This is a genomic window from Streptomyces sp. NPDC037421, assembly GCF_055602105.1.
Genome location: NZ_JBVJWV010000011.1, coordinates 103,567 through 123,594 on the forward strand (window position 1 = coordinate 103,567; position 20,028 = coordinate 123,594).

General features: G+C 72.1%; 18 protein-coding genes. 3 read left to right on the forward strand and 15 right to left on the reverse strand.

All coding sequences use genetic code 11. The features are described from left to right. Positions 1-94 precede the first annotated feature (94 nt). From ACZ7IF_RS18485 to ACZ7IF_RS18495, 3 genes are all read right to left on the reverse strand, one after another. Positions 95-1,720: an LCP family protein gene (locus tag ACZ7IF_RS18485; protein WP_470972332.1), complete on the reverse strand. Its 1,626-nt coding sequence runs from the start codon at positions 1,718-1,720 to the stop codon at positions 95-97. Between the two features lie 24 nt (positions 1,721-1,744). After that, a complete protein-coding gene (nadD, locus tag ACZ7IF_RS18490; RefSeq protein WP_007264023.1) occupies positions 1,745-2,362 on the reverse strand; it encodes a nicotinate-nucleotide adenylyltransferase in 618 nt (205 codons plus the stop codon). 64 nt (positions 2,363-2,426) lie between these two features. Then, positions 2,427-2,594 carry a hypothetical protein gene (locus ACZ7IF_RS18495; RefSeq protein WP_470972335.1) on the reverse strand — a complete coding sequence of 56 codons (168 nt, stop codon included), beginning with the start codon at positions 2,592-2,594 and terminating at the stop codon, positions 2,427-2,429. Positions 2,595-2,734: 140 nt separating this feature from the next. Here ACZ7IF_RS18495 and ACZ7IF_RS18500 point away from each other — a divergent pair, with 140 nt between their 5' ends. Continuing rightward, positions 2,735-3,853, forward strand: coding sequence for a M48 family metallopeptidase (locus tag ACZ7IF_RS18500; RefSeq protein WP_470972338.1), 1,119 nt, complete (start codon positions 2,735-2,737; stop codon positions 3,851-3,853). On the opposite strand, the gene ACZ7IF_RS18505 is transcribed toward ACZ7IF_RS18500, so the two are convergent. From ACZ7IF_RS18505 to ACZ7IF_RS18535, 7 genes are all read right to left on the reverse strand, one after another. Next, complete coding sequence (locus tag ACZ7IF_RS18505; RefSeq protein WP_470972340.1) at positions 3,822-5,015, reverse strand: SCO2583 family membrane protein; 1,194 nt, start codon at positions 5,013-5,015, stop codon at positions 3,822-3,824. The two genes, ACZ7IF_RS18500 and ACZ7IF_RS18505, sit on opposite strands and share 32 nt — an antisense overlap. A gap of 67 nt (positions 5,016-5,082) precedes the next feature. After that, positions 5,083-5,622, reverse strand: coding sequence for an SCO2584 family spore wall biosynthesis protein (locus ACZ7IF_RS18510; protein ID WP_470972342.1), 540 nt, complete (start codon positions 5,620-5,622; stop codon positions 5,083-5,085). Positions 5,623-5,699: 77 nt separating this feature from the next. Next, positions 5,700-6,983: a glutamate-5-semialdehyde dehydrogenase gene (locus tag ACZ7IF_RS18515; protein ID WP_470972344.1), complete on the reverse strand. Its 1,284-nt coding sequence runs from the start codon at positions 6,981-6,983 to the stop codon at positions 5,700-5,702. A 517-nt stretch (positions 6,984-7,500) separates the two neighbouring features. Beyond that, positions 7,501-8,058: a hypothetical protein gene (locus ACZ7IF_RS18520; protein WP_470972346.1), complete on the reverse strand. Its 558-nt coding sequence runs from the start codon at positions 8,056-8,058 to the stop codon at positions 7,501-7,503. Further along, positions 7,979-9,106, reverse strand: coding sequence for a glutamate 5-kinase (gene proB / locus ACZ7IF_RS18525; RefSeq protein WP_470972348.1), 1,128 nt, complete (start codon positions 9,104-9,106; stop codon positions 7,979-7,981). The genes ACZ7IF_RS18520 and proB overlap by 80 nt, the downstream gene beginning before the upstream one ends. 77 nt (positions 9,107-9,183) lie before the next feature. Continuing rightward, on the reverse strand, positions 9,184-9,630 hold the full coding sequence (locus tag ACZ7IF_RS18530; protein ID WP_470972351.1) for a GtrA family protein: 447 nt from the start codon (positions 9,628-9,630) through the stop codon (positions 9,184-9,186). Continuing rightward, positions 9,627-10,610, reverse strand: coding sequence for a glycosyltransferase family 2 protein (locus ACZ7IF_RS18535; RefSeq protein ID WP_470972353.1), 984 nt, complete (start codon positions 10,608-10,610; stop codon positions 9,627-9,629). The genes ACZ7IF_RS18530 and ACZ7IF_RS18535 overlap by 4 nt, the downstream gene beginning before the upstream one ends. A 159-nt stretch (positions 10,611-10,769) precedes the next feature. Between ACZ7IF_RS18535 and ACZ7IF_RS18540 the strand changes: the two genes are divergently transcribed. Together ACZ7IF_RS18540 and ACZ7IF_RS18545 are read left to right on the forward strand one after the other, a co-directional pair. Continuing rightward, complete coding sequence (locus ACZ7IF_RS18540; protein WP_470972355.1) at positions 10,770-13,640, forward strand: bifunctional glycosyltransferase/CDP-glycerol:glycerophosphate glycerophosphotransferase; 2,871 nt, start codon at positions 10,770-10,772, stop codon at positions 13,638-13,640. Then, the gene (locus ACZ7IF_RS18545; RefSeq protein WP_470972357.1) at positions 13,637-14,818 is read left to right on the forward strand and encodes a glycosyltransferase; all 1,182 of its coding nucleotides are present in this window, start codon (positions 13,637-13,639) and stop codon (positions 14,816-14,818) included. Before ACZ7IF_RS18540 ends, ACZ7IF_RS18545 begins: the two co-directional genes overlap by 4 nt. Positions 14,819-14,894: 76 nt before the next feature. On the opposite strand, the gene galE is transcribed toward ACZ7IF_RS18545, so the two are convergent. From galE to rplU, 5 genes are all read right to left on the reverse strand, one after another. Then, on the reverse strand, positions 14,895-15,914 hold the full coding sequence (galE, locus tag ACZ7IF_RS18550; protein WP_470972359.1) for a UDP-glucose 4-epimerase GalE: 1,020 nt from the start codon (positions 15,912-15,914) through the stop codon (positions 14,895-14,897). A 16-nt stretch (positions 15,915-15,930) separates the two neighbouring features. Continuing rightward, positions 15,931-17,568 (reverse strand): glycosyltransferase, encoded by a 1,638-nt coding sequence (locus ACZ7IF_RS18555; RefSeq protein ID WP_470972361.1) that lies wholly within the window; start codon positions 17,566-17,568, stop codon positions 15,931-15,933. 58 nt (positions 17,569-17,626) lie between these two features. After that, a complete protein-coding gene (gene obgE / locus ACZ7IF_RS18560; protein WP_470972363.1) occupies positions 17,627-19,072 on the reverse strand; it encodes a GTPase ObgE in 1,446 nt (481 codons plus the stop codon). A 170-nt stretch (positions 19,073-19,242) separates the two neighbouring features. Beyond that, positions 19,243-19,497, reverse strand: a complete 255-nt coding sequence (rpmA, locus tag ACZ7IF_RS18565; protein WP_007264038.1) for a 50S ribosomal protein L27 — start codon at positions 19,495-19,497, stop codon at positions 19,243-19,245. Positions 19,498-19,510: 13 nt separating this feature from the next. Further along, positions 19,511-19,831: a 50S ribosomal protein L21 gene (rplU, locus tag ACZ7IF_RS18570; RefSeq protein WP_007264039.1), complete on the reverse strand. Its 321-nt coding sequence runs from the start codon at positions 19,829-19,831 to the stop codon at positions 19,511-19,513. Positions 19,832-20,028: the final 197 nt, after the last annotated feature.

The following is a 20,028-nucleotide window of genomic DNA, read 5'->3' on the forward strand; positions in this document are numbered from 1 at the left end:
CCCTCTTGTGCCCGGCGAGCCGGGGGGGGGGGGGGGGGGGGGGGGGGGGGTCGGGGCGGGGGGGGCCCCCCCCCCCCCCCCCCCGGCCCGCCCGTCAGGACGGCTTGTAGTCCCTGCCCAGCACCACCACGACGTCCGCGTTCACCGGGTTCTCGGCCTTCTTCACGGCCGTCTCCGGCAGCCCCAGCGTCTTGGCGACGTCGACCGCCCGGTCCCGCTGGGCCTCGTCCTGGTACGTGATCTGCGTGGCGGCCGCCGTCCGGTCGGCCTTGCCGCCGTCCACGAAGCCGTAGCCGCCGTTGAGCAGCGCCGCCTTCGCCGCGACCTGCGCCTTCTCGTCCCCGGTGGCGTCCTTGAGGCCGACCCGCGGGGCGGCGCCGGGCTGGGCCGCGCTGAAGGAACCGCCGAGGATCTCCTTGACCACCTTCCGGTTGGCCTCGTCGGTCAGACCGCCGTCCGGCTTCACGGTGAGCACCTCGGTGCGGTACGCCGCCACCTTGGCGTGCTCGCCGATCCGCGACAGCAGCCCCCCGAGGCTCTGCGCGTCGAGCCCCGGGTCGAGGATCTGGCCCATGCTCTCGACGGTCGTGGCCGCCGCCTTCGGGTCGCCCGGGATCTTGCGGAGGACGGCGTAGAGCACCTTGCCGGTGCGCTCCAGCTGCCTGGCCTCCGGTTCGCCCCGGCCCCGGTACGTGGCGTACGCGACGGCCATCGCCCCGGTCAGGCTCTGCCCGCGCCCCTGCGCCACGGCCGGGGTCTTGGCCTGCTCGTCGGCCGGGACGGCGGCGTCGGTGTCCACCTCGATGCCCCCGACCAGCTCGACGAGGCGCTCCAGGAACGGGGTGTCCAGGCGCCAGGTGCCGCCGATGCGGGTGCCGAGGACGGTGTCGAGGGACTCGCGGGTGCCGAGGCCGCCTTCCTCGACGGCCTTGCCGAGGAAGGTGCCGGTGCCGTCCTGCTTGGGGACGGCCAGGGTGTTGGGGATCAGGACGGTGGCGCCCCGTTCGGTCGTGACGTTGTCCACGAGGAGGGCGGTGGAGCTGCCGCCCCGCTTGGTGTTGTGCAGGTGGACGACGATCATGTCGCGCTTCTGCGCGCCCGCGGCGGCCGCGGCGCCCTTCTTCTGCCCGGGGCCGTCGAGGAAGGGCAGCCTGCCCGCGTACCAGAGGTAGCCCAGCCCGCCCACGGCGGACAGGGCGAGGACGACGACCAGCGCCACGACCCGGTTGCGGCCCCGGCGGCGGGCCTCCTCGCGGCGCTCGGTCCGGCTCTCGGTGAAGGCGAGCCAGTCGATGACGTCCTCGGAGTCCTCGTCGGGCTGGTCGATGAAGGCGAACTGCTCCGTGCGGTAGTCACGGCCGCCGGGGGCGTCCGTGACACCGGCGGCCGACTCGGCGGGCGCCGCCCGGCGCGGCTCGGGCACCTGCGCTGCCGCGGGGGCCGGTGCCGGGGCCGGCTGCTGCTGGGGGGCGCTCTGCTGCGGGATCCACTGCTGGTGCTCCTGCTGCCCCGGGTACGGGTCGTATCCCTGCGGTTCCTGGTACGGCTGCTCGTACTGGGGGTACTGCGCGTACTGCTGGTACTGCTGCCCGTACGGGGGCGGGGCGGGCTGTACGGGCTGCGCGGTCACCCGGCCGTACACGGGTCTGCCGTACGCGTCGTAGCCGATGAGCTGCTGCTGGGCGGCGTACGGGTCGTACGGATCCTGTGGGTCGTTCACCGCGGGGCCCCTCTCTCCGGAAGCTCAGGCTCCCCGGTACAGCTCGCGCTTGTCGATGTAGCGCACCACACCGTCCGGAACCAGATACCAGACCGGGTCGCCCTGGGCGACCCGCGTGCGGCAGTCCGTGGAGGAGATCGCGAGCGCGGGGACCTCGACCAGCGAGACCCCGCCCTCGGGCAGTCCGTCGTCGGTGAGGACGTGGCCGGGCCGGGTCACTCCGATGAAGTGGGCGAGGGAGAACAGCTCGTCCGCGTTGCGCCAGGTCAGGATCTGGGCGAGGGCATCGGCACCGGTGATGAAGAACAGGTCGGCGTCGGCGTTGAGCGCGCTCAGGTCCCGCAGGGTGTCGATGGTGTACGTCGGGCCGCCGCGGTCGATGTCGATGCGGCTCACGGAGAACTGCGGGTTGGAGGCGGTCGCGATGACCGTCATGAGGTAGCGGTCCTCGGCGGGTGACACGGCCCGCTGCGACTTCTGCCACGGTTCGCCCGTGGGTACGAAGACCACCTCGTCGAGGTGGAACAGGGCGGCCACCTCACTGGCGGCCACCAGGTGTCCGTGGTGGATCGGGTCGAACGTCCCGCCCATCACTCCGAGCCGGCGCTTGACCGGGCCCGTAGGCATTTCCTGCTCTCCCATGAGCGCAGAGCCTACTGGCCCGGTGACGCGCGTGCGGCGGCCCGGTGCGTACGAGGAGCCCGGCCTAGCGGTCGCGGTTCAGGCGGGTGGTCACCCAGAGCATGAGCAGCAGGATGACGAGCGCAGCGCCACCGGTCAGGTACGGGTTCAGGCTGTCGTGGTTGCCGCCGTGCTGCCCGCCTTCCTCCGCAGCGAGCAGGACCAGGTTGTGGGCGGTGGTGGAGAGGCTCATCAGGCAGGTACCTATCGAGTCGGGGAGCGAGCGGAGACTTCCCTCACATCGTATGCGGGGGCCCCGGGCACGCTCACGCCGACTCAGGCGTTGGAGAGGATGGACGCACGTCACCACAGCCGACCCAGGGGGAGGGCGCCATGACGGACACCGGTTCCGAGACGTCACCGGCACGCAATCGCAAGAGGTTCCCGGGAATTTCCTCGCGGGCCTACGAGCATCCGGCGGACCGCTCGGCGCTGGTCGCGCTACGCAAACTCGCCGGATTCGACACGGTGTTCAAGGCCCTCAGCGGGCTGCTCCCGGAGCGCAGCCTGCGGCTGCTGTTCCTGTCGGACTCGGTGCGGGTGGGCGAGACCCAGTTCCCGCACCTGCACGAGATGCTGCGCGACGCCTGTTACATCCTGGACCTGGAGAAGGTCCCCCAGATGTACGTGCAGCAGGACCCGAAGCCCAACGCGATGTGCATCGGGCTGGACGAGCCGATCATCGTGGTGACCACGGGGCTGGTCGAGCTGCTCGACGAGGAGGAGATGCGGGCGGTCGTGGGCCACGAGGTGGGCCACGCGCTGTCGGGGCACTCCGTGTACCGCACGGTGCTGCTGTTCCTGACGAACCTGGCGCTGAAGGTGGCGTGGATCCCGCTGGGCAATGTGGCGATCATGGCGATCGTCACCGCGCTGCGCGAGTGGTTCCGCAAGTCGGAGCTGTCGGCGGACCGGGCGGGACTGCTGGTCGGGCAGGACGTGAACGCCTCGATGCGCGGCCTGATGAAGATCGCGGGCGGCAACCACCTCCACGAGATGAACGTCGACGCCTTCCTCGCCCAGGCCGAGGAGTACGAGGAGAGCGGCGACCTGCGCGACTCCGTCCTGAAGATCCTCAACGTGCTGCCGCGCACCCACCCCTTCACGACGGTGCGGGCGGCCGAGCTGAAGAAGTGGTCCCAGAGCCGGGACCACCAGCGGATCATGGACGGGCACTACCCGCGTCGGGAGGAGGACAAGGACACCTCGGTGACCGACTCCTTCCGCCAGTCCGCCTCGCACTACGCGGAGTCCGTGCGCACCAGCAAGGATCCGCTGATGAAGCTGGTCGGCGACATCGCCGGCGGCGCGGGCGACCTGGGCGGGAAGCTGCGCGACAGGTTCACCGGATCGGGCGGCGGCGCCACCCGGGACTCCGGCGGCTCCGGCGACGCCAAGGGCTCCGCGGGTCCCACCGGCTCTACGGGCTCGGGCTCGGGCGAGCGGGACTGACGGAGGCCGGCGGGGGCTGCTGGGGCTGGGCCGGCGGGCTGCTCGGCGCCCCGGCCGGTGCCAGCACGCCGCACAGCCCGGCCGTGCGCCGGGGGTGGCCGCTGGCGTACGGGTCGCTCGCGGGCGGGCCCACGGTGGTGGGCCCGGCGCCGGCCAGGAGGGGGCGGAAGCCCACGGCGGGCTCGGTGGCGCAGTCCTGCGGCCCGGCCATCACGTAGGCCGAGGACACCTCCGCCCGGCGGGCCGTGAGGTCCTCCCGGTCGAAGCGCAGGCGCAGCTCGCGGCGGACGGTGAAGAGCGAGGCCCCGTCGGCGGCGGCGGGCGGCCCGGACGCCGGCCGGACGGCGTACACGAAAGTGTGGTCGGTGCTCACCTCCAGCACCTCGGGGTTCAGCTCCTGGAAGGCGAGGGTCCCGCTCACCCGGACGCGGCTGTCGGCGACGGCGGCGGTGGCGGGGTCGAAGCGGACCAGCCAGCCGGTGACGGCGTGCCGGCCGTCGCCGGAGGGCGAGGCCACGCTCTCGTCGAACTGCGCCAGCTGCCCGGGGTCCAGGAGCACCCGCACGGGCCGGGAGGCGGCGCCGGAGAGGACGTCCGGGTCCAGCGAGGACTGCACCAGGTAGTCCTTGGCGATGGAGAGGGCGGCGACGACCTGGCTCTCGGTGAAGTGGTGCGTGCGGCGCACGGCCGGGAGGGTGATCCCGGCCGCCCCGACCCGGTACTCGGCCGCCGGGCTGTTCGCGTAGAGGTCGGCCGGGCGGCCGCCGGACACCGGGACGGCCGGGGCCAGGGGGACGACGGTGCTGCTCAGCGGCTCGGCGTTGCCGCCGGGCGGGGGCACGTACGGGTTGCGCATGCCCATGTACACGGCGATCGCGAAGGCCGATGCGATGAGCAGCACGAGCAGCATGCCCTGACGGGCGCCGCGGCCCGGGGTGCCGGTGCGGGGGCCGCCGGAGCCGCCGCCGGACCAGATGGAGCGGCTGCGGACGGCCCGGGCGTGCTCGCCCATGCGTTCCTGGGCGGAGAACTCCTGGAGCCGGGCAGCACGGACGAAGTCCTCGTCGAACACCACCGAGCGGTACTCGTCCGGGCGTAGTTCGTCGTCACCCCCGCCGATGCCTTCGGGGGTGCCGTTGGGCGGATCTCCTGGAACGGCCATCGCTTCTCCCGCTGTCCCCGCTTCAGAGAAGCCCCCAGCTCCGGAGCGAACGAGTGGGGTCGTACCTTCAGGGTTGGCGGCCGACGGGGTACGTAAACGCGCCGACGCCCGTGACTTCCCTGAGCGGCGTACTGGCCGGGGCGGGTGCGGGGTCCTGGTCGTCGGCGGCGCTGCGGTAGACGGCGCTGAAGGCCAGCGCGACCATGCCGAGCCCCATCACGACGGCGAGCACCCACGCGACGGGGCGCAGCCAGGGCGCGCGGCCGCGGTAGGGGCGCATGGCTCCGCCGTAGGCCCCGTACGGGCCTTCGGCGTAGCCGTGGCCGTACTGGCCGGGCTCCCATCCGGGGTCGTCCAGGCCGTACCCGTCGGGGTATCCGTAGTCGTCGTCGGCCGCCCAGCCTCCGGCGACGCGGGCGGCCTCGGCCTCGGCGCGCGCCCGGTCGGCCGCACGCTGGCGCTCGGCCGCGCTCGGTTCATGGATCTCGGCGTTCCGGACGAAGTCCTCGTCGAACACCACGGAGGCGAAGTCGTGATCCGCGCCTCCGCGGTCGTCGTCGGGCTCCCCGTCGTCCGGGAACGGCTTGCCCCCCACGTCGTCCGGCACGGGACCAGCGTAGACCTGGGGGGCTGCTTTGGGCAGGGTGTAAGCCTGATTCCGGCCACGCCGTGTCCGACCAGCGATTACCGAACGTGACCGTCGCCGGTGACGATGTACTTGGTGGAGGTGAGCTCGGGAAGGCCCATCGGGCCCCGGGCGTGCAGCTTCTGGGTGGAGATCCCGATCTCGGCACCGAAGCCGAACTGGCCACCGTCCGTGAACCGGGTGGAGGCGTTCACGGCGACGGTGGTCGAGTCGACCAGCTGGGTGAAGCGGCGGGCGGCGGCCTGCGAGGTGGTGACGATCGCCTCGGTGTGGCCGGAGGTCCAGCGGCGGATGTGGGCGACGGCGTCGTCGAGGGAGTCCACGACGGCGGCGGCGATGTCGTACGACAGGTACTCGGCGGCCCAGTCCTCGTCGGTGGCGGGTACGGCGGTGACCTTGCTCCCCTCGGCGGCGGCCAGCACCCGGCCGTCCCCGTGGACGGTCACGCCGGCGTCGGCGAGCGCGTCGAGGGCGCGCGGCAGGAAGGCGGCGGCGATGTCGCGGTGCACGAGGAGGGTCTCGGCGGCGTTGCAGACGGAGGGCCGCTGGGCCTTGGAGTTGATGAGGATGTCCACGGCCATGTCGAGGTCGGCCTGGGCGTCGACGTAGACGTGGCAGTTGCCGGTACCGGTCTCGATGACCGGAACGATGGACTCTTCGACGACGGTCTTGATGAGCGAGGCACCGCCGCGCGGGATGAGCACGTCGACGAGGCCGCGGGCGCGCATCAGCTCGCGGACGGAGTCGCGGGACTCGCCGGGGACGAGCTGGATCGCGTCGGCGGGCAGGCCGGCGCCCTCGATGGCGTCGCGCAGGATGCCGACGAGGGCGGTGTTCGAGGCGTAGGCGGAGGAGCTGCCGCGCAGGAGGACGGCGTTGCCGGACTTCAGGCAGAGCGCGGCGGCGTCGACGGTGACGTTGGGGCGGGCCTCGTAGATGATGCCGACGACCCCGAGGGGGACGCGGATCTGGCGGAGGTCGATGCCGTTGGGGAGGGTGGAGCCGCGGACGACCTCGCCGACGGGGTCGGGCAGGGCCGCGACGTCGCGCACGTCGGAGGCGATGGCGCGGACGCGCTCCGGGGTGAGGGTGAGGCGGTCGATGACGGTCTCGCTGGTGCCGGCGGCGCGAGCCTTGTCGGTGTCGACGGCGTTGGCGGCGACGATCTCGGCCGTACGGGCCTCCAGCGCGTCCGCGATGGCCAGCAGGGCGGTGTCCTTGGCGGACCGCGGGAGTGGCGCGATGGCGGCGGCGGCGGTGCGGGCCGCGTGCGCGGTGGCGGTGACGGGAGAGGTGGCGGTGGCGTCGTCGAGCGAGGTCATGCGGCCAGGGTAATCCCCGCCGCCGGGGGCTCCGCCGGGCCTTCCATCCCCCGAGACGGGCCGGGCCCGCCCGACCTGCCGGAGCCGGCCCGAGCCGTGTCCCGGTCGCCGCTGCGCGGGACTTGTCCCCTACCCGCCCTTCGCCCTTCCCCGGGCTGCGCCCGGACCCCCTTCCGGGGGCTCCGCCCCCGGACCCCCTGCGCCTCAAACGCCGGCGAGGCTGGAATTGCCGGCCGGGGCTGGAAAATCCAGCCCCGGCGGCGTTTGAGGCGCAGGGCGCGCAGCGCCCGTACGGGGTCCGGGGCGGAGCCCCGGGGCTTTGGAGCCGCGCCGGCGTTGAGGCGGGAACGGTGGAAGGGCGGGGTGGGGCGAACCCGCGCAGCGGCACACCACCCGCGCACGACCCACCGGCACCGGCCACGCGAACCGGCCCCGCCCCAGGTCCGGCGGACGGAGTCCGGCGCAGCGGGCCGAAGCCGGGGAGGCCGCCCGCGGCCGAGCCGCGCGAGGCGCGCGTCTAATAAGGGTGCACGCCCACCGGGTGGGCCGGGGGTGGGCCGTAGCCCTCCGCGACGCGTTGGTGGTACGTGGGGCGGTCGATGACCTCCAGGCCGACGATCTCCCACGGCGGCAGCTGCGCCGAGGAGCGGTGTTCGCCCCAGAGCCTCAGAGCGACGGCCGCCGCGTCGTGGAGGTCGCGGGCCTCCTCCCAGTACCGGATCTCCGCGTGGTCGTCGGCGTACCGGCTGGTCAGCAGGAAGGGGTGGTCGTGCGCGAGCTGCTCCAGCCCGCGCCGCACCTCGGACAGCGGCGCCGGCTTGCCGGAGACGCTGAGGGTGATGTGCCACAGGCGGGAGGTCTCGGCCTGCTCGTCCCCGCCGCCGCCCACGCTGGTCAGCGCTCGTCTCACCAGCCCGCCTCCTGTCTGCGCTACGCGTGTCCGCCCCCCACAGTTGACCAGTCCCCGGCCCGCCGCGCGGCGGTTTTGCAGAACCTCAGCCCTGGAGCAGCACCAGATCGTCGCGGTGGACGACCTCCCGCTCGTACGCGGGTCCGAGCTCCCGCGCAAGCTCACGGGTGGAGCGGCCGAGGAGCTGCGGGAGTTCCTTCGCGTCGAAGTTGACCAGGCCCCGGGCCACGGCCCGGCCGTCGGCGGCGCGCAGTTCGACGGGGTCGCCGGCGCTGAAGTCGCCTTCGACGGCGGCGATGCCGGCGGCGAGCAGCGAGCTGCCGCGTTCGGTGACGGCGCGTACGGCGCCGTCGTCCAGGACCAGGTGCCCCTGCGGGGTGGAGGCGTGCTGGAGCCAGAGCAGCCGGTCGGCGGAGCGGCGGCCGGTGGCGTGGAAGTGCGTACCGGTCTCGCGGCCGGCCAGTGCGTTGGCGGCGTGGCTGGCGGAGGTCAGGACCACCGGGATCCCGGCGGCGGCGGCGATCCGCGCGGCCTCGACCTTGGTGACCATGCCGCCGGTGCCGACGCCCGCCTTGCCGGCGCTGCCGATGGAGACGTGGGCGATGTCCTCGGGACCGCGCACCTCTTCGATGCGGGTGGTGCCGGGCAGGGACGGGTCGCCGTCGTAGAGCCCGTCGACGTCGGAGAGGAGGACGAGGAGGTCGGCGCGGACCAGGTGGGCCACGAGGGCCGCCAGCCGGTCGTTGTCGCCGAAGCGGATCTCGTCGGTGGCGACGGTGTCGTTCTCGTTGACGACCGGCAGGGCGCCCATGGCCAGGAGCTGGTCCAGGGTCCGGTAGGCGTTGCGGTAGTGGGCGCGCCGGCTGGTGTCGTCGGTGGTCAGCAGGACCTGGCCGACGCGGACGCCGTAGCGGGCGAAGGAGGCGGTGTAGCGGGCGACGAGCAGGCCCTGGCCGACGCTGGCGGCGGCCTGCTGCCGGGCGAGGTCCTTGGGGCGGCGGGCCAGGCCGAGCGGGGAGAGGCCGGCCGCGATGGCTCCGGAGGAGACCAGGACGATCTCCTTCTCGCCGCCGCTGCGCGCCTTGGCGAGTACGTCGACCAGGGCGTCCACCCGGTCGGCGTCGAGCCCGCCCGCCGCGGTGGTCAGGGAGGAGGAGCCGACCTTGACCACGATCCTGCGGGCGTCCACGACACCTTGCCTAGCCGTTGACACGTCTTTCCCCTCACCGCAGAACCCACTGACCGACCGGCCCAATCTACGGGGTGGGGCGGCGGGCCCGCCCGCCGGTTTCAGACCGTGGACGAGGAGCGTTCCCGCGCCGGGCCGTCGGCGGGCCCGGCGACGGTCCCGGTGCCGGGGATCAGGATCTTGCGCGAGAGCAGGAAGGTGAACGGGATGGCGACGACGGCCGCGACCAGCGGCGCGATGCGGGTGTCCGTTCCGGCCCAGCTGACCAGGGCGTAGAGCCCGGCGGACTGGATGACGTAGTTGGTGACGTTCGTCAGCGGGAAGAGGAGGAACTTCTTCCAGGTGGGGCGGGTGCGGTAGGTGAAGTAGGTGTTCATGAAGAACGACCCGATCATCGACAGCACGAAGGCGAGCGTGTACGCGGCGAAGTAGGGCATCCACGGGTGCAGCAGCAGGTAGATGCCGAAGAAGGTGCCGGTGTTCACGCCGCCCACCAGGGCGAACCGGAAGATCTGGCCGAGCTGGTCGCGTCGGCTGGGGCCGCTCATCCGCGGCTGCGCTCCGCGATCACGGCTTCGGAGATCCCGGGCATCCGCTCGGCGTCGGCTCCGTGGGCCTCCTTGACCAGGAAGTGCGGGCGGCGCTTGGTCTCGTAGTAGATGCGGCCGATGTACTCGCCGATCAGCCCCAGCATGATCATCTGCATGCCGCCGATACCGGCGATCATCGCGACGATCGTGACGTAACCGGGCGAGTCGATGCCGTTGGTGATCGCCATGATGGTGATCCACAGCGCGTACAGGCCGGTCAGCGCGACGAGCGACACGCCGAGCCAGATGCCGAGGCGCAGCGGCTTGTTGTTGAAGGAGATCAGCCCGTCCATGCCGTAGTTCAGCAGGGACCCGAACTTCCACTTGGTCTCGCCCGCCTCGCGCTGGGCGTTCTGGTAGTCGAAGTGGACGGTGTCGAAGCCGATCCAGGAGAAGAGGCCCTTGGAGAAGCGGTTGTACTCGGGGAGCGCGAGCAGGGCGTCGACGGCGGGGCGCGAGAGCATGCGGAAGTCGCCGACGCCGTCCGTGAGCTCGACGTCGACCCAGCGGTTGACCCCGCGGTAGTAGAGGCGGCTGAGCGCGGAGCGGACCTTCTTGTCGCCCTCGCGGGTGCGCCGGGCGATGATCTGGTCGTGGCCCTGCCGGTAGTGCTCCAGCATGGTGGCGATCAGCTCCGGCGGGTGCTGGAGGTCGGCGTCCATGATGACCACGGCGTCGCCGGTGGCCTCGCGGAGCCCGGCGAGCATGCCCGCCTCCTTGCCGAAGTTCCGGCTGAAGGAGACGTAGCGCGTCTGGTCCCCGTGCTCGGCGGCGATCTTGCGGAGCTTGCCGAGGGTCCCGTCTCGGCTGCCGTCGTCGACGTAGCAGACCTCGTACTCGACGGGCAGACCGTCCAGCACCCTGCGGATCTCGGCGTCGAACCGGTCGATGACGGCTTCTTCGTTGTAACAGGGGACAACTACCGACAGCTTGGTCATGAGCACTTCCTGCTGGCGTCCTTACGGGTGATTGTCGGCGACCGGACCCGCCACTCACCTCTTCCTTAGAAGTATGCACGCCGGTGGTCGGCCTGCCCGCGTCGCGTGCGGCACACGGTAGCTTTGACTGAATAAGCGGAATGGAACGAAGGGATCGAGGTGCACGTGCCTGACGTCTCCGTGGTCGTCATCGTCTACAACGACGCAGAGCGTCTGCCGGCGGCCGTCCAGTCGGTTTTGGACCAGACCCTGCACGGGGTCGAAGTCGTGATCGTGGACGACTGCAGCAAGGACCGTTCCCACGCGGTCGCCCGGGAGCTGGAAGCGGCGAACCCGGGGCGGGTGCGCGCCTTCCAGCTGCCCGAGAACAGCGGGGGCTGCGGCGCCCCGCGCAACCACGGCATCAAGCAGGCCACCGGCACCTACGTCATGTTCCTGGACAGTGACGACGTCCTGGAGCGCAACGCCTGCCGGAACATGCTGGCCGCCGCCGAGAGCACCGGATCCGACCTGGTCTCGGGCATGTGCGTGCGCGTCCACCTCGACAACCGGTGGGGCAAGACCACCGAGTGGTACCCGTGGATCTACTCCCGCACCCGCACCCTGGAGTCGATCACCGAGTACCCGGACCTGCTGGTCTACGACACCCTCTCCACGAACAAGTGCTACCGGCGCGCCTTCCTGCTGGAGCAGGGCCTGGAGTTCCCGGTCGGCATCCACTACGAGGACCTGCTGTTCTCGGCGCAGGCCTACGTCGCCGCCCGCCGCATCACGCTGATCCCGAACCACGTCTACTACTGGAACGTGGTCGAGAAGGCCTCCGCCAAGTCGATCAGCAACCGGCGCCACGAGATCGCGAACTTCGTCCACCGGATGGAGATCCACCGCCGGGTCGACGAGCTGCTGGCCGCCAAGGGCCACACCGCCATCAAGACCGCGAAGGACGCCAAGTTCCTCAAGCACGACCTCGTGCTGCACCTGCGCGACCTGCCGCTGCTGGGCGACGCGTACCGCCAGGAGTTCGCCCGGCTCGCCAACGGCTACCTCGCCGGCATCGACCCGGCCGCGTACGAGAACGTCACGTACCTCCAGGCCATCTGCGCCTACCTGCTCGGCAAGGAGGACTGGAAGAACCTCCTCCCGGCCGCCGACTCGATGACCAACAAGGGCCGGCTGTCCTCCCCGCTGGCCGAGCGTGACGGGCGGGTCTACTGGTGCGCCGAGCACCTCGACGACGCGGAGGGCCGCCGGATACTGGACGTCACCGGCCAGGGCTTCCACACGGCCCCGCTGTCCTCCCTGGTTCTGGGCAACCGCCTGACCTCGTACGAGGACGACGGGCGCGGCACCGTCACCCTGTCCGGCGCCGTCGTGAACCCCCTGGGCCGCATCCAGGAGGGCGCCGAGCTCAAGGCCTCCCTGGAGTTCCGGGCCCGCCGGCAGATCGGGGTGCGCTCCTTCAGCTTCCCGGTGGCAACCGTGCGCCACGCCGGTAACACGATCGAGTGGACCGCCACCGCCGACGTCGGCAGCACCGTCCGCCCCCTCGGCATCATCGACGCCGTCTGGGACGTGCGCCTGAAGCTGACGGCCGGCGGCGACCGGCTCACCACCCGCGTCTCGGTCGGCGGCGTCGACCTGGAATCGGCGGCCCGCCTGCGGGTGCGCCCGCGCCTGACCCGGCTGGTCTCGGACCGCTTCGAGCCCGAGGTGACCAAGAAGGGCAACCTCTCCTACGTCCTGGCCGCCGAGGGCGCCGCCGCCGTGCGCACCCAGACGCTGCTCGGCAGCGCCATGCACGGCAAGGCCGCCGGCCTGGTCAAGCGCAGCCTGCGCCGGGCCCTGAAGGCCCGCCGCAACATCGGCTCGGGCGAGCAGAAGGTGAAGGTCTACCACGAGGTCTTCTCGAAGCTGCCGGTCAAGAAGGGCACGGTCGTCTTCGAGAGCCACATGGGCAAGCAGTACAGCGACAGCCCGAAGGCGATCTACGAGGAGCTGGTCCGCCAGGGCGCCCCCTTCGAGGCGATCTGGTCCTACGCCGGCGCCAAGCCCACGGGCTTCCCCGAGCAGGCCACCCTGGTCAAGCGCTGGAGCTGGCAGTACCTGCGGGCCCTGGCCCAGGCCGAGTACTGGGTCGACAACCAGGGCTTCCCGCTGGCGCTGGCGAAGCGCCCCGGGACCACGTACATCCAGACCTGGCACGGCTCCGCGCTCAAGCGGATGGGCTTCCACGAGCCCCGCACCAAGGCACAGGGCCGGGCCGCACAGGACCGATTCCAGGCGGCCGTCAACCGCTTCGACCACTTCCTGATCCGCTCCGAGCACGACGCGCGCACCCTCGCCAAGGGCTTCCGGCTGCGCGACGAGGTGCTGCTGCGCACCGGCTACCCCCGCAACGACGCCCTGGTCGAGGCCCACCGCGCCGAGGCGGACAGCGGGGAGCGCGTGCGCGGCCCGCTCGCCGCCGAACTGGGCATCGACCCGGACAAGCGGGTGCTGCTGTACGCGCCGACCTTCCGGGCGAGCGCGGACGGCACGGTGGAGGGCTTCGAGTTCCCCTTCGACGTGGAGGAGTTCGCGGACCGGCTCGGCGACCGCTTCACGCTGCTGGTGCGCACGCACTACCTCAACAGCGTCTCGCTGCCGCCGTCGGTGGCGGGGCGGGTGGTCGACGTGTCCCGGCACCACGACATCACCCCGCTGCTGGCGCTCGCCGACGGGCTGATCACCGACTACTCGTCCGTGATGTTCGACTACGCGGTGCTGGACCGGCCGATGCTGTTCTTCGCGTACGACTACGAGAAGTACTCCACCGACATCCGCGGCACCTACTTCGACCTGAAGGAGAAGGCGCCCGGTCCCGTGGTGGCCACGGCCGACGAGCTGATGCAGGCCGTCTCCGCGTTCGACGAGGCCGACGCCAAGTACGCGGAGGCCCGCCAGCGATTCCTCGCCGAGTTCGGCGAGTACGACCGCGGGGACGCCGCGCGCCGGATCGTCGAGAAGTTCTTCACCAGGAGCGGCAAGTGAGCCAGCAGCCCCACGAGCCCGCGGCGCAGGGCGGCCGCGACGTCTTCATCGTCTCCAACAGCGTGGACGAGCTCGGCGGCGTGACCACCTGGTCGCACCAGATGGCCCGGCTATTCACCGACCGGGGCCACCGGGTGCACATCCTGGGCATCGCGCCCGTCGCCGAGGAGATCCGCCAGCAGCTGCCGGACGGCCTCCCGTACGAGATGACCACCCTGTACGAGACCCACCCGCCGAGGGCCCGCCGACTGCGCGGCATCAAGGGCCGCCTCAACGCCCCGGAGCGGCGCCGCCAGGCGGCCCGCCGGGCGGGCATGCGGGCCAGGGCGGAGACGCTGAGCGCCCTGTTCCGGGCGGCCCGGCCCGGCGCCGTCGTCATCGTCACCCAGGTGTGGGCGATGGAGTGGGTGGCCCTCGCCGACACCAAGGGGCTGTCGGTCATCGGCATGAGCCACGAGTCCTTCGAGGCCAGCCAGACCTCCACCCGGGGTGCGCGGGTCCGCCGCTTCTACCCGGAGGTGGACCGGATGCTCGTGCTCACCCCGGAGGACGCGGACCTGTGGATCCGGGCCGGCATGGAGAACGTCGCCAGCATGCCGAACCCGCTGCCGTTCGTGCCGGACTCCCCCGCCCCGCGCACCGCGAAGGTCGTCGCGAGCGTCGGCCGCCTCGCCTTCGAGAAGGGCGTGGACCTGCTGCTCGACGCGTGGGCGGACGCGGCCCCGCACCACCCCGACTGGACCCTGCGGATCTACGGCGCGGGCACCGAGGAGGCGACGCTGCGGGCGCACTGCACCTCGCTGGGCCTGGACGACTCCGTGGAGTGGATGGGCAGCACCGCCGACGTCCTGGGCGCGCTGCGCGGGGCCTCCGTCTTCGCACAGGCCTCCCGGGCCGAGGGCTTCCCGATCACCCTGCTGGAGGCGATGGCCGCGGGCCTGCCCGTCGCCGCGTTCGACTGCGCGCCGGGGGTGCGCGAGATCGTGCGGCACGGCGAGGACGGGCTGCTGGCCCGCCTGGGCAACACGATGGAGCTGGCCGGACACCTGGACACCCTGATGTCGGACCGCGAGACCCGCGAGGCGCTCGGCGACGAGGCGTTCCGCCACGTACGGCGCTACTCCCCCGCGGAGATCACCGACCGGTGGGAAGAGCTGTTCGCCTTCCTGGAGCGCTGACCCCGCCCCCGCGCACGTACGGAGCCGCCCGCCCCGGACCTGGTCCGGGGCGGGCGGCTCTTCGTGTACGCGGTGCTCAGACCGTGTGGACGTCCCTGTGGTGGTCCGGGTGGCCCGCGCCCTTGCGGTTGGCCTCCCAGCCGGCCCACGCCGAGGTGATCATCTCGCGGACGTCGTGCCGCGCCTTCCAGCCCAGCTCCGAGGCGATCCGGTCGGCCGAGGCCACCACCTTCGCCGGGTCACCGGGACGCCGCGGGGTGACGACCGGCGCGTAGGTGTGCCCGGTGCCCGCGTTCAGCAGCTCGACCATCTCCTTGACGGAGACGCCCTCGCCGCGCCCGATGTTGACGGTGAGGTCCTTGTGGTCCCCCGCCGCACCCCACTCGGCGAGCCGGCGGGCCGCCACCACATGGGCGTCCGCGAGGTCCTCCACGTGGATGTAGTCGCGGATGCAGGTGCCGTCCGGGGTCGGGTAGTCGTCACCGAAGATCCGGGCGCCCTCGCCGGCGTCGTAGCGCTCGAAGACCATCGGGACCAGGTTGAAGACCCCGGTGTCCGCGAGCTCGGGGGCGGCCGCGCCGGCCACGTTGAAGTAGCGCAGGCAGGCGGTGGAGATGCCGTGCGCCTTGCCCGCGGCACGGACCAGCCACTCACCGGCCAGCTTGGTCTCGCCGTACGGGCTCAGCGGCTTGCACGGGGTCTCCTCGGTGACGGAGTCCACGTCGGGCATGCCGTACACGGAGGCGGAGGAGGAGAACAGGAAGTTGCGGATGCCCGCCGCCGCCACGGCCTCCAGCAGCACCGTGAGGCCCTGCACGTTCTCGCGGTAGTAGTACAGCGGCTTCTCGACGGACTCGCCGACCTGCTTCTTGCCCGCCAGGTGCACCACGCCGGTGATCTTGTGCTCGGCGATGGCCTCGTCCAGGGCGAGGCGGTCCAGCACCGAGGCCGTCACCAGCGGGACGCCCTCCGGCACGCGGTCCTCCCGGCCCGTGGAGAGGTCGTCGAAGACCACGACCTTCTCACCCGCGAGCAGCATCGCCCGGACGACGTGCGCACCGATGTATCCGGCGCCACCGGTGATCAGAAATGTCATGCGTGTCTCCCGAGCTCTAGCGTGACCTGCGCGTGCGGGCGCGGTCGAGGCGATTGCGTACGAAGGTCAGCGCGCCCCCGGCACCGGGCGCGAGACGCACGGCCAGCGCCCCCGCGGCCGTGCGGTAGGGCTGCGCCAGCAGAACACCGTACCGGCTGCTGGGCAGGGCCCTGCGGCGGAGCAGACCGCCCAGGGGGCGCAGGGAGGTGTGCAGGGAGCTCCCGTCGGCGCAGCGCACGCCCACCCGGACGTCCCACGCCTGCATCCCGCGCAGCCCCCGGCGGCGCCCCTCGGCGGCCAGCGCGGCGAGCCGGAAGGGCACCTCGGCGCTCCACCCGTCCCCGTCGGCGGCGGCCCGCAGCTCCACCGGGCGCAGCAGGACGGGATCGCCCCCCGCCCGGGGCGGGAAGCCCAGCTGGACGGTCTGCGGACCGGCCTCGGCGAGCCGCCCGTACAGGTCGCGCACCCGGATCCGGACGGCCCCCGCCCCGGCGGGCTCGGCGTCGACGGTGACGGGCAGCTCCGCCACCGGCAGGGCGTCGAGCCCGTCCAGCGGCACGGGCAGCTCCGCGCTCCACACCGGCGCCCCGGCCGCGTCACGCGCGTACGGGGGCAGCAGCCGGGCCGGCTCGGCGGCGAACCGCGTCAGCCGCTCCACGTCCCCGGGCGGGGTCTCGGCGGCCGCCAGCACCCGGGCGGCCCAGCGGGCGCGGGCGGGCGCGGCGTCGATGTCGGCGGGGTCGAAGCCGGCCAGGTACTCGCGGGTCAGCGTCCACCAGGCGGCCCGGTACTCCGGGTCCTCGCCGAGCTCGCGCAGGTACATGCGCAGGTCGTAGTCGAGGAACTTCACCTGGCAGGCGCGGCCCAGCTCCGGGGAGGCGGCGGCGAGGGTGCGGGAAGCGGTGCGGTGGGCCTCGACGCGGGAACGCCAGTTGCCGACGTCCTTGCGGTCCAGGGAGATGGACACCTGGGCGGCGCTGCGGCGCACGTGCCACACGTAGACGAGGTCGCCGACGACCGCCATCCGGGGCGCGGCGGCCAGGACGCGGGAGGTGAAGACGAAGTCCTCGTACACGAACCGGCCGTCGGGGAAGCGGATCCGGTGCTTCTCCAGGAAGGCGCGGTCGTACAGCTTGTTGACGCAGAGCGTGTCGCGGACCAGCTCGGGCCGGTCGGCGGGCCGCTCGATGACGTCGCCCGGCGTGTACAGGCCGGGCATCCAGGGCACTTCGCGGCCCTCGGGCAGCTCGCGGCGCACGCACGCGCCGACGGTGACGGGGGCGTGGTGCTCCTCGGCCGCCCGCAGCAGCGCCTCGGCGGCGCCCGGCGGCAGGACGTCGTCACTGTCGAGGAAGAGGACGTACGGGGAGGTCGCGGCGGCGATCCCGTCGTTGCGGGGGGTACCGCAGCCGCCGCTGTTCTCCGTGCGGTGCAGGACCCGCAGGCGCGGGTGGGCCGCCGCCAGAGCGTCCAGCACGCCCGCGGTGCCGTCCGAGGAGGCGTCGTCGACCGCGATGACCTCGGCGACCACCGGGCCCTGGGCGAGGGCCGAGGAAACGGCCTCGCCCACGAGCCCGGCGTCGTTGTACGCGATGACCACCACCGAGACCGAGGGGCCCGTGGCGGTGTCACTGCTGGAATGGCTGCTGCTCACCCGCAGGATCCTAGGCGAACGGCGTAAAGCCGACTTCAAATCGGACCGGCACGACCGGTCAGAAGGGACGGAACTCGTCGTACTCCTGCTGTGCGGCGTCGCCGCGCTTGGCTTCCTTCTCCTTGCGGCGCGTGGTGGCCGGACGCGGGGCCTCCAGGCGGTGGTCCTCACCGCGGCGGCCCAGCATCTCGGCGCCGGCCATCATGGTCGGCTCCCAGTCGAAGACGACCGCGTTCTCCTCGGAGCCGATCGCGACGCCGTCGCCCGCCTTGGCACCGGCCTTGCGCAGCGCGTCCTCGACACCGAGGCGGTTGAGCCGGTCGGCGAGGTAGCCGACGGCCTCGTCGTTGTTGAAGTCGGTCTGGCGCACCCAGCGCTCCGGCTTCTCGCCGCGCACGCGGTACACGTCCTCGACCTCGTCGTAGGCGACGGTGAAGCCGGCGTCGTCCACGGCCTTCGGGCGGATGACGATACGGGTCGCCTCCTGCTTGGGCTTGCGGGCGCGCGCCTTGGCGACGACCTCGGCGAGGAAGTAGGAGAGCTCCTTCAGACCCGTACGGGCGACCGCGGAGACCTCGAACACCTTGTAACCGCGTGCCTCCAGGTCCGGGCGGACCATCTCGGCGAGGTCCTGGCCGTCGGGGATGTCGACCTTGTTCAGGACGACGAGGCGCGGACGCTTCTCCAGGCCGCCGCCGTAGAGCTTGAGCTCCTCCTCGATCAGGTCGAGGTCGCCCACCGGGTCGCGGTCGGACTCCAGGGTGGCGGTGTCCAGCACGTGCACGAGCACCGAGCAGCGCTCGACGTGGCGCAGGAACTCCAGGCCGAGGCCCTTGCCCTGGCTGGCGCCCGGGATCAGACCCGGGACGTCGGCGATGGTGTAGACGGTCGAGCCGGCCGTGACCACGCCCAGGTTCGGGACGAGGGTGGTGAAGGGGTAGTCCGCGATCTTCGGCTTGGCGGCGGAGAGCACCGAGATCAGCGAGGACTTGCCGGCGCTCGGGAAGCCGACGAGCGCCACGTCGGCGACGGTCTTCAGCTCCAGGACGATGTCCCCGGTGGTGCCGGGGACGCCGAGGAGCGCGAAGCCGGGGGCCTTGCGGCGGGCGGAGGAGAGCGCCGCGTTGCCGAGGCCGCCGCGGCCGCCCTCGGCGGCGACGTAGGTGGTGCCCTGGCCGACGAGGTCGGCGAGGACGTTGCCCTCCTTGTCGAGGACGACGGTGCCGTCCGGCACGGGCAGGATCAGGTCCTGGCCGTCCTTGCCGGAGCGGTTGCCGCCCTCGCCGGGCTTGCCGTTGGTGGCCTTGCGGTGCGGGCTGTGGTGGTAGTCCAGCAGGGTGGTGATCGCCTGCTCCACCACCAGGATGACGTCACCGCCACGGCCGCCGTTGCCGCCGTCGGGGCCGCCGAGCGGCTTGAACTTCTCCCGGTGAACGGAGGCGCAGCCGTGGCCCCCGTTACCCGCGGCGACGTGCAGCTCGACGCGGTCCACGAAGGTGGTCATGGGTGTTCCTCCAGATACATACGGGAATGTCCCGGGCAGGCCTTGCTGCCCATTAAACGTGTCTATGTGACAACGCGCCGAGGGCGGACCTCTCTTCCCGGCTTGCGCCGGGAAGAGCTGAGATCCGCCCTCGGGGTGTTACGAACGCTTGTGATTCAGCAGGAGCTGGATCAGGCGGCCGGAACGATGTTGACGACCTTGCGGCCACGGTGCGTACCGAACTGCACCGCACCCGGCAGCAGCGCGAACAGCGTGTCGTCGCCACCGCGACCGACACCCGCACCCGGGTGGAAGTGGGTGCCGCGCTGGCGGACGAGGATCTCGCCGGCGGAAACGACCTGACCGCCGAAGCGCTTCACGCCGAGCCGCTGAGCGTTGGAATCGCGCCCGTTCCGGGTGGACGATGCGCCCTTCTTGTGTGCCATGTCTCAGTCCCTCTTACTTCGCAGCCGTGGGGATACCGGTGACCTTGATCGCCGTGTACTGCTGGCGGTGACCCTGGCGACGGCGGTAGCCGGTCTTGTTCTTGTAGCGCAGGATGTCGATCTTGGCGCCCTTGGTGTGGTCCACGACCTCGGCCGTGACCTTGATCCCGGCCAGCACCCACGGGTCGCTGGTCACGGCGTCGCCGTCGACAACGAGCAGGGTCGAGAGCTCGACCGTGTCGCCAGCCTTGGCAGTGGAAATCTTGTCAACCTCAACGATGTCGCCGACAGCAACCTTGTGCTGGCGACCACCGCTGCGCACGATGGCGTACACGCGGATCTCTCTCTCACTCGGGACGGATGCTCCTGAAGCCAGCCGCTCACACGGGCCGGGGCCCACGGTGATCCGGATTGGACGAGCGGCCTCTCCCGTGACCCGGCCGCTTGCGCGGTCGTGCGGGAGGAGGGTGCTCAGGAGCGCGACGCACGCTGAACGGGTAATCGTTCAAGACACGCCGACGGTCTAGGTTA

What these genes read in the sequence shown, in the direction of transcription:
- galE (WP_470972359.1), bottom strand. Translation starts at nt 15,914, where the DNA reads ATGACATTTCTGATCACCGGTGGCGCCGGATACATCGGTGCGCACGTC.
- rpmA (WP_007264038.1), bottom strand. Translation starts at nt 19,497, where the DNA reads ATGGCACACAAGAAGGGCGCATCGTCCACCCGGAACGGGCGCGATTCC.
- ACZ7IF_RS18515 (WP_470972344.1), bottom strand. Translation starts at nt 6,983, where the DNA reads ATGACCTCGCTCGACGACGCCACCGCCACCTCTCCCGTCACCGCCACC.
- ACZ7IF_RS18535 (WP_470972353.1), bottom strand. Translation starts at nt 10,610, where the DNA reads ATGACCAAGCTGTCGGTAGTTGTCCCCTGTTACAACGAAGAAGCCGTC.
- ACZ7IF_RS18495 (WP_470972335.1), bottom strand. Translation starts at nt 2,594, where the DNA reads ATGAGCCTCTCCACCACCGCCCACAACCTGGTCCTGCTCGCTGCGGAG.
- ACZ7IF_RS18505 (WP_470972340.1), bottom strand. Translation starts at nt 5,015, where the DNA reads ATGGCCGTTCCAGGAGATCCGCCCAACGGCACCCCCGAAGGCATCGGC.
- ACZ7IF_RS18500 (WP_470972338.1), top strand. Translation starts at nt 2,735, where the DNA reads ATGACGGACACCGGTTCCGAGACGTCACCGGCACGCAATCGCAAGAGG.
- obgE (WP_470972363.1), bottom strand. Translation starts at nt 19,072, where the DNA reads ATGACCACCTTCGTGGACCGCGTCGAGCTGCACGTCGCCGCGGGTAAC.
- ACZ7IF_RS18530 (WP_470972351.1), bottom strand. Translation starts at nt 9,630, where the DNA reads ATGAGCGGCCCCAGCCGACGCGACCAGCTCGGCCAGATCTTCCGGTTC.
- nadD (WP_007264023.1), bottom strand. Translation starts at nt 2,362, where the DNA reads ATGGGAGAGCAGGAAATGCCTACGGGCCCGGTCAAGCGCCGGCTCGGA.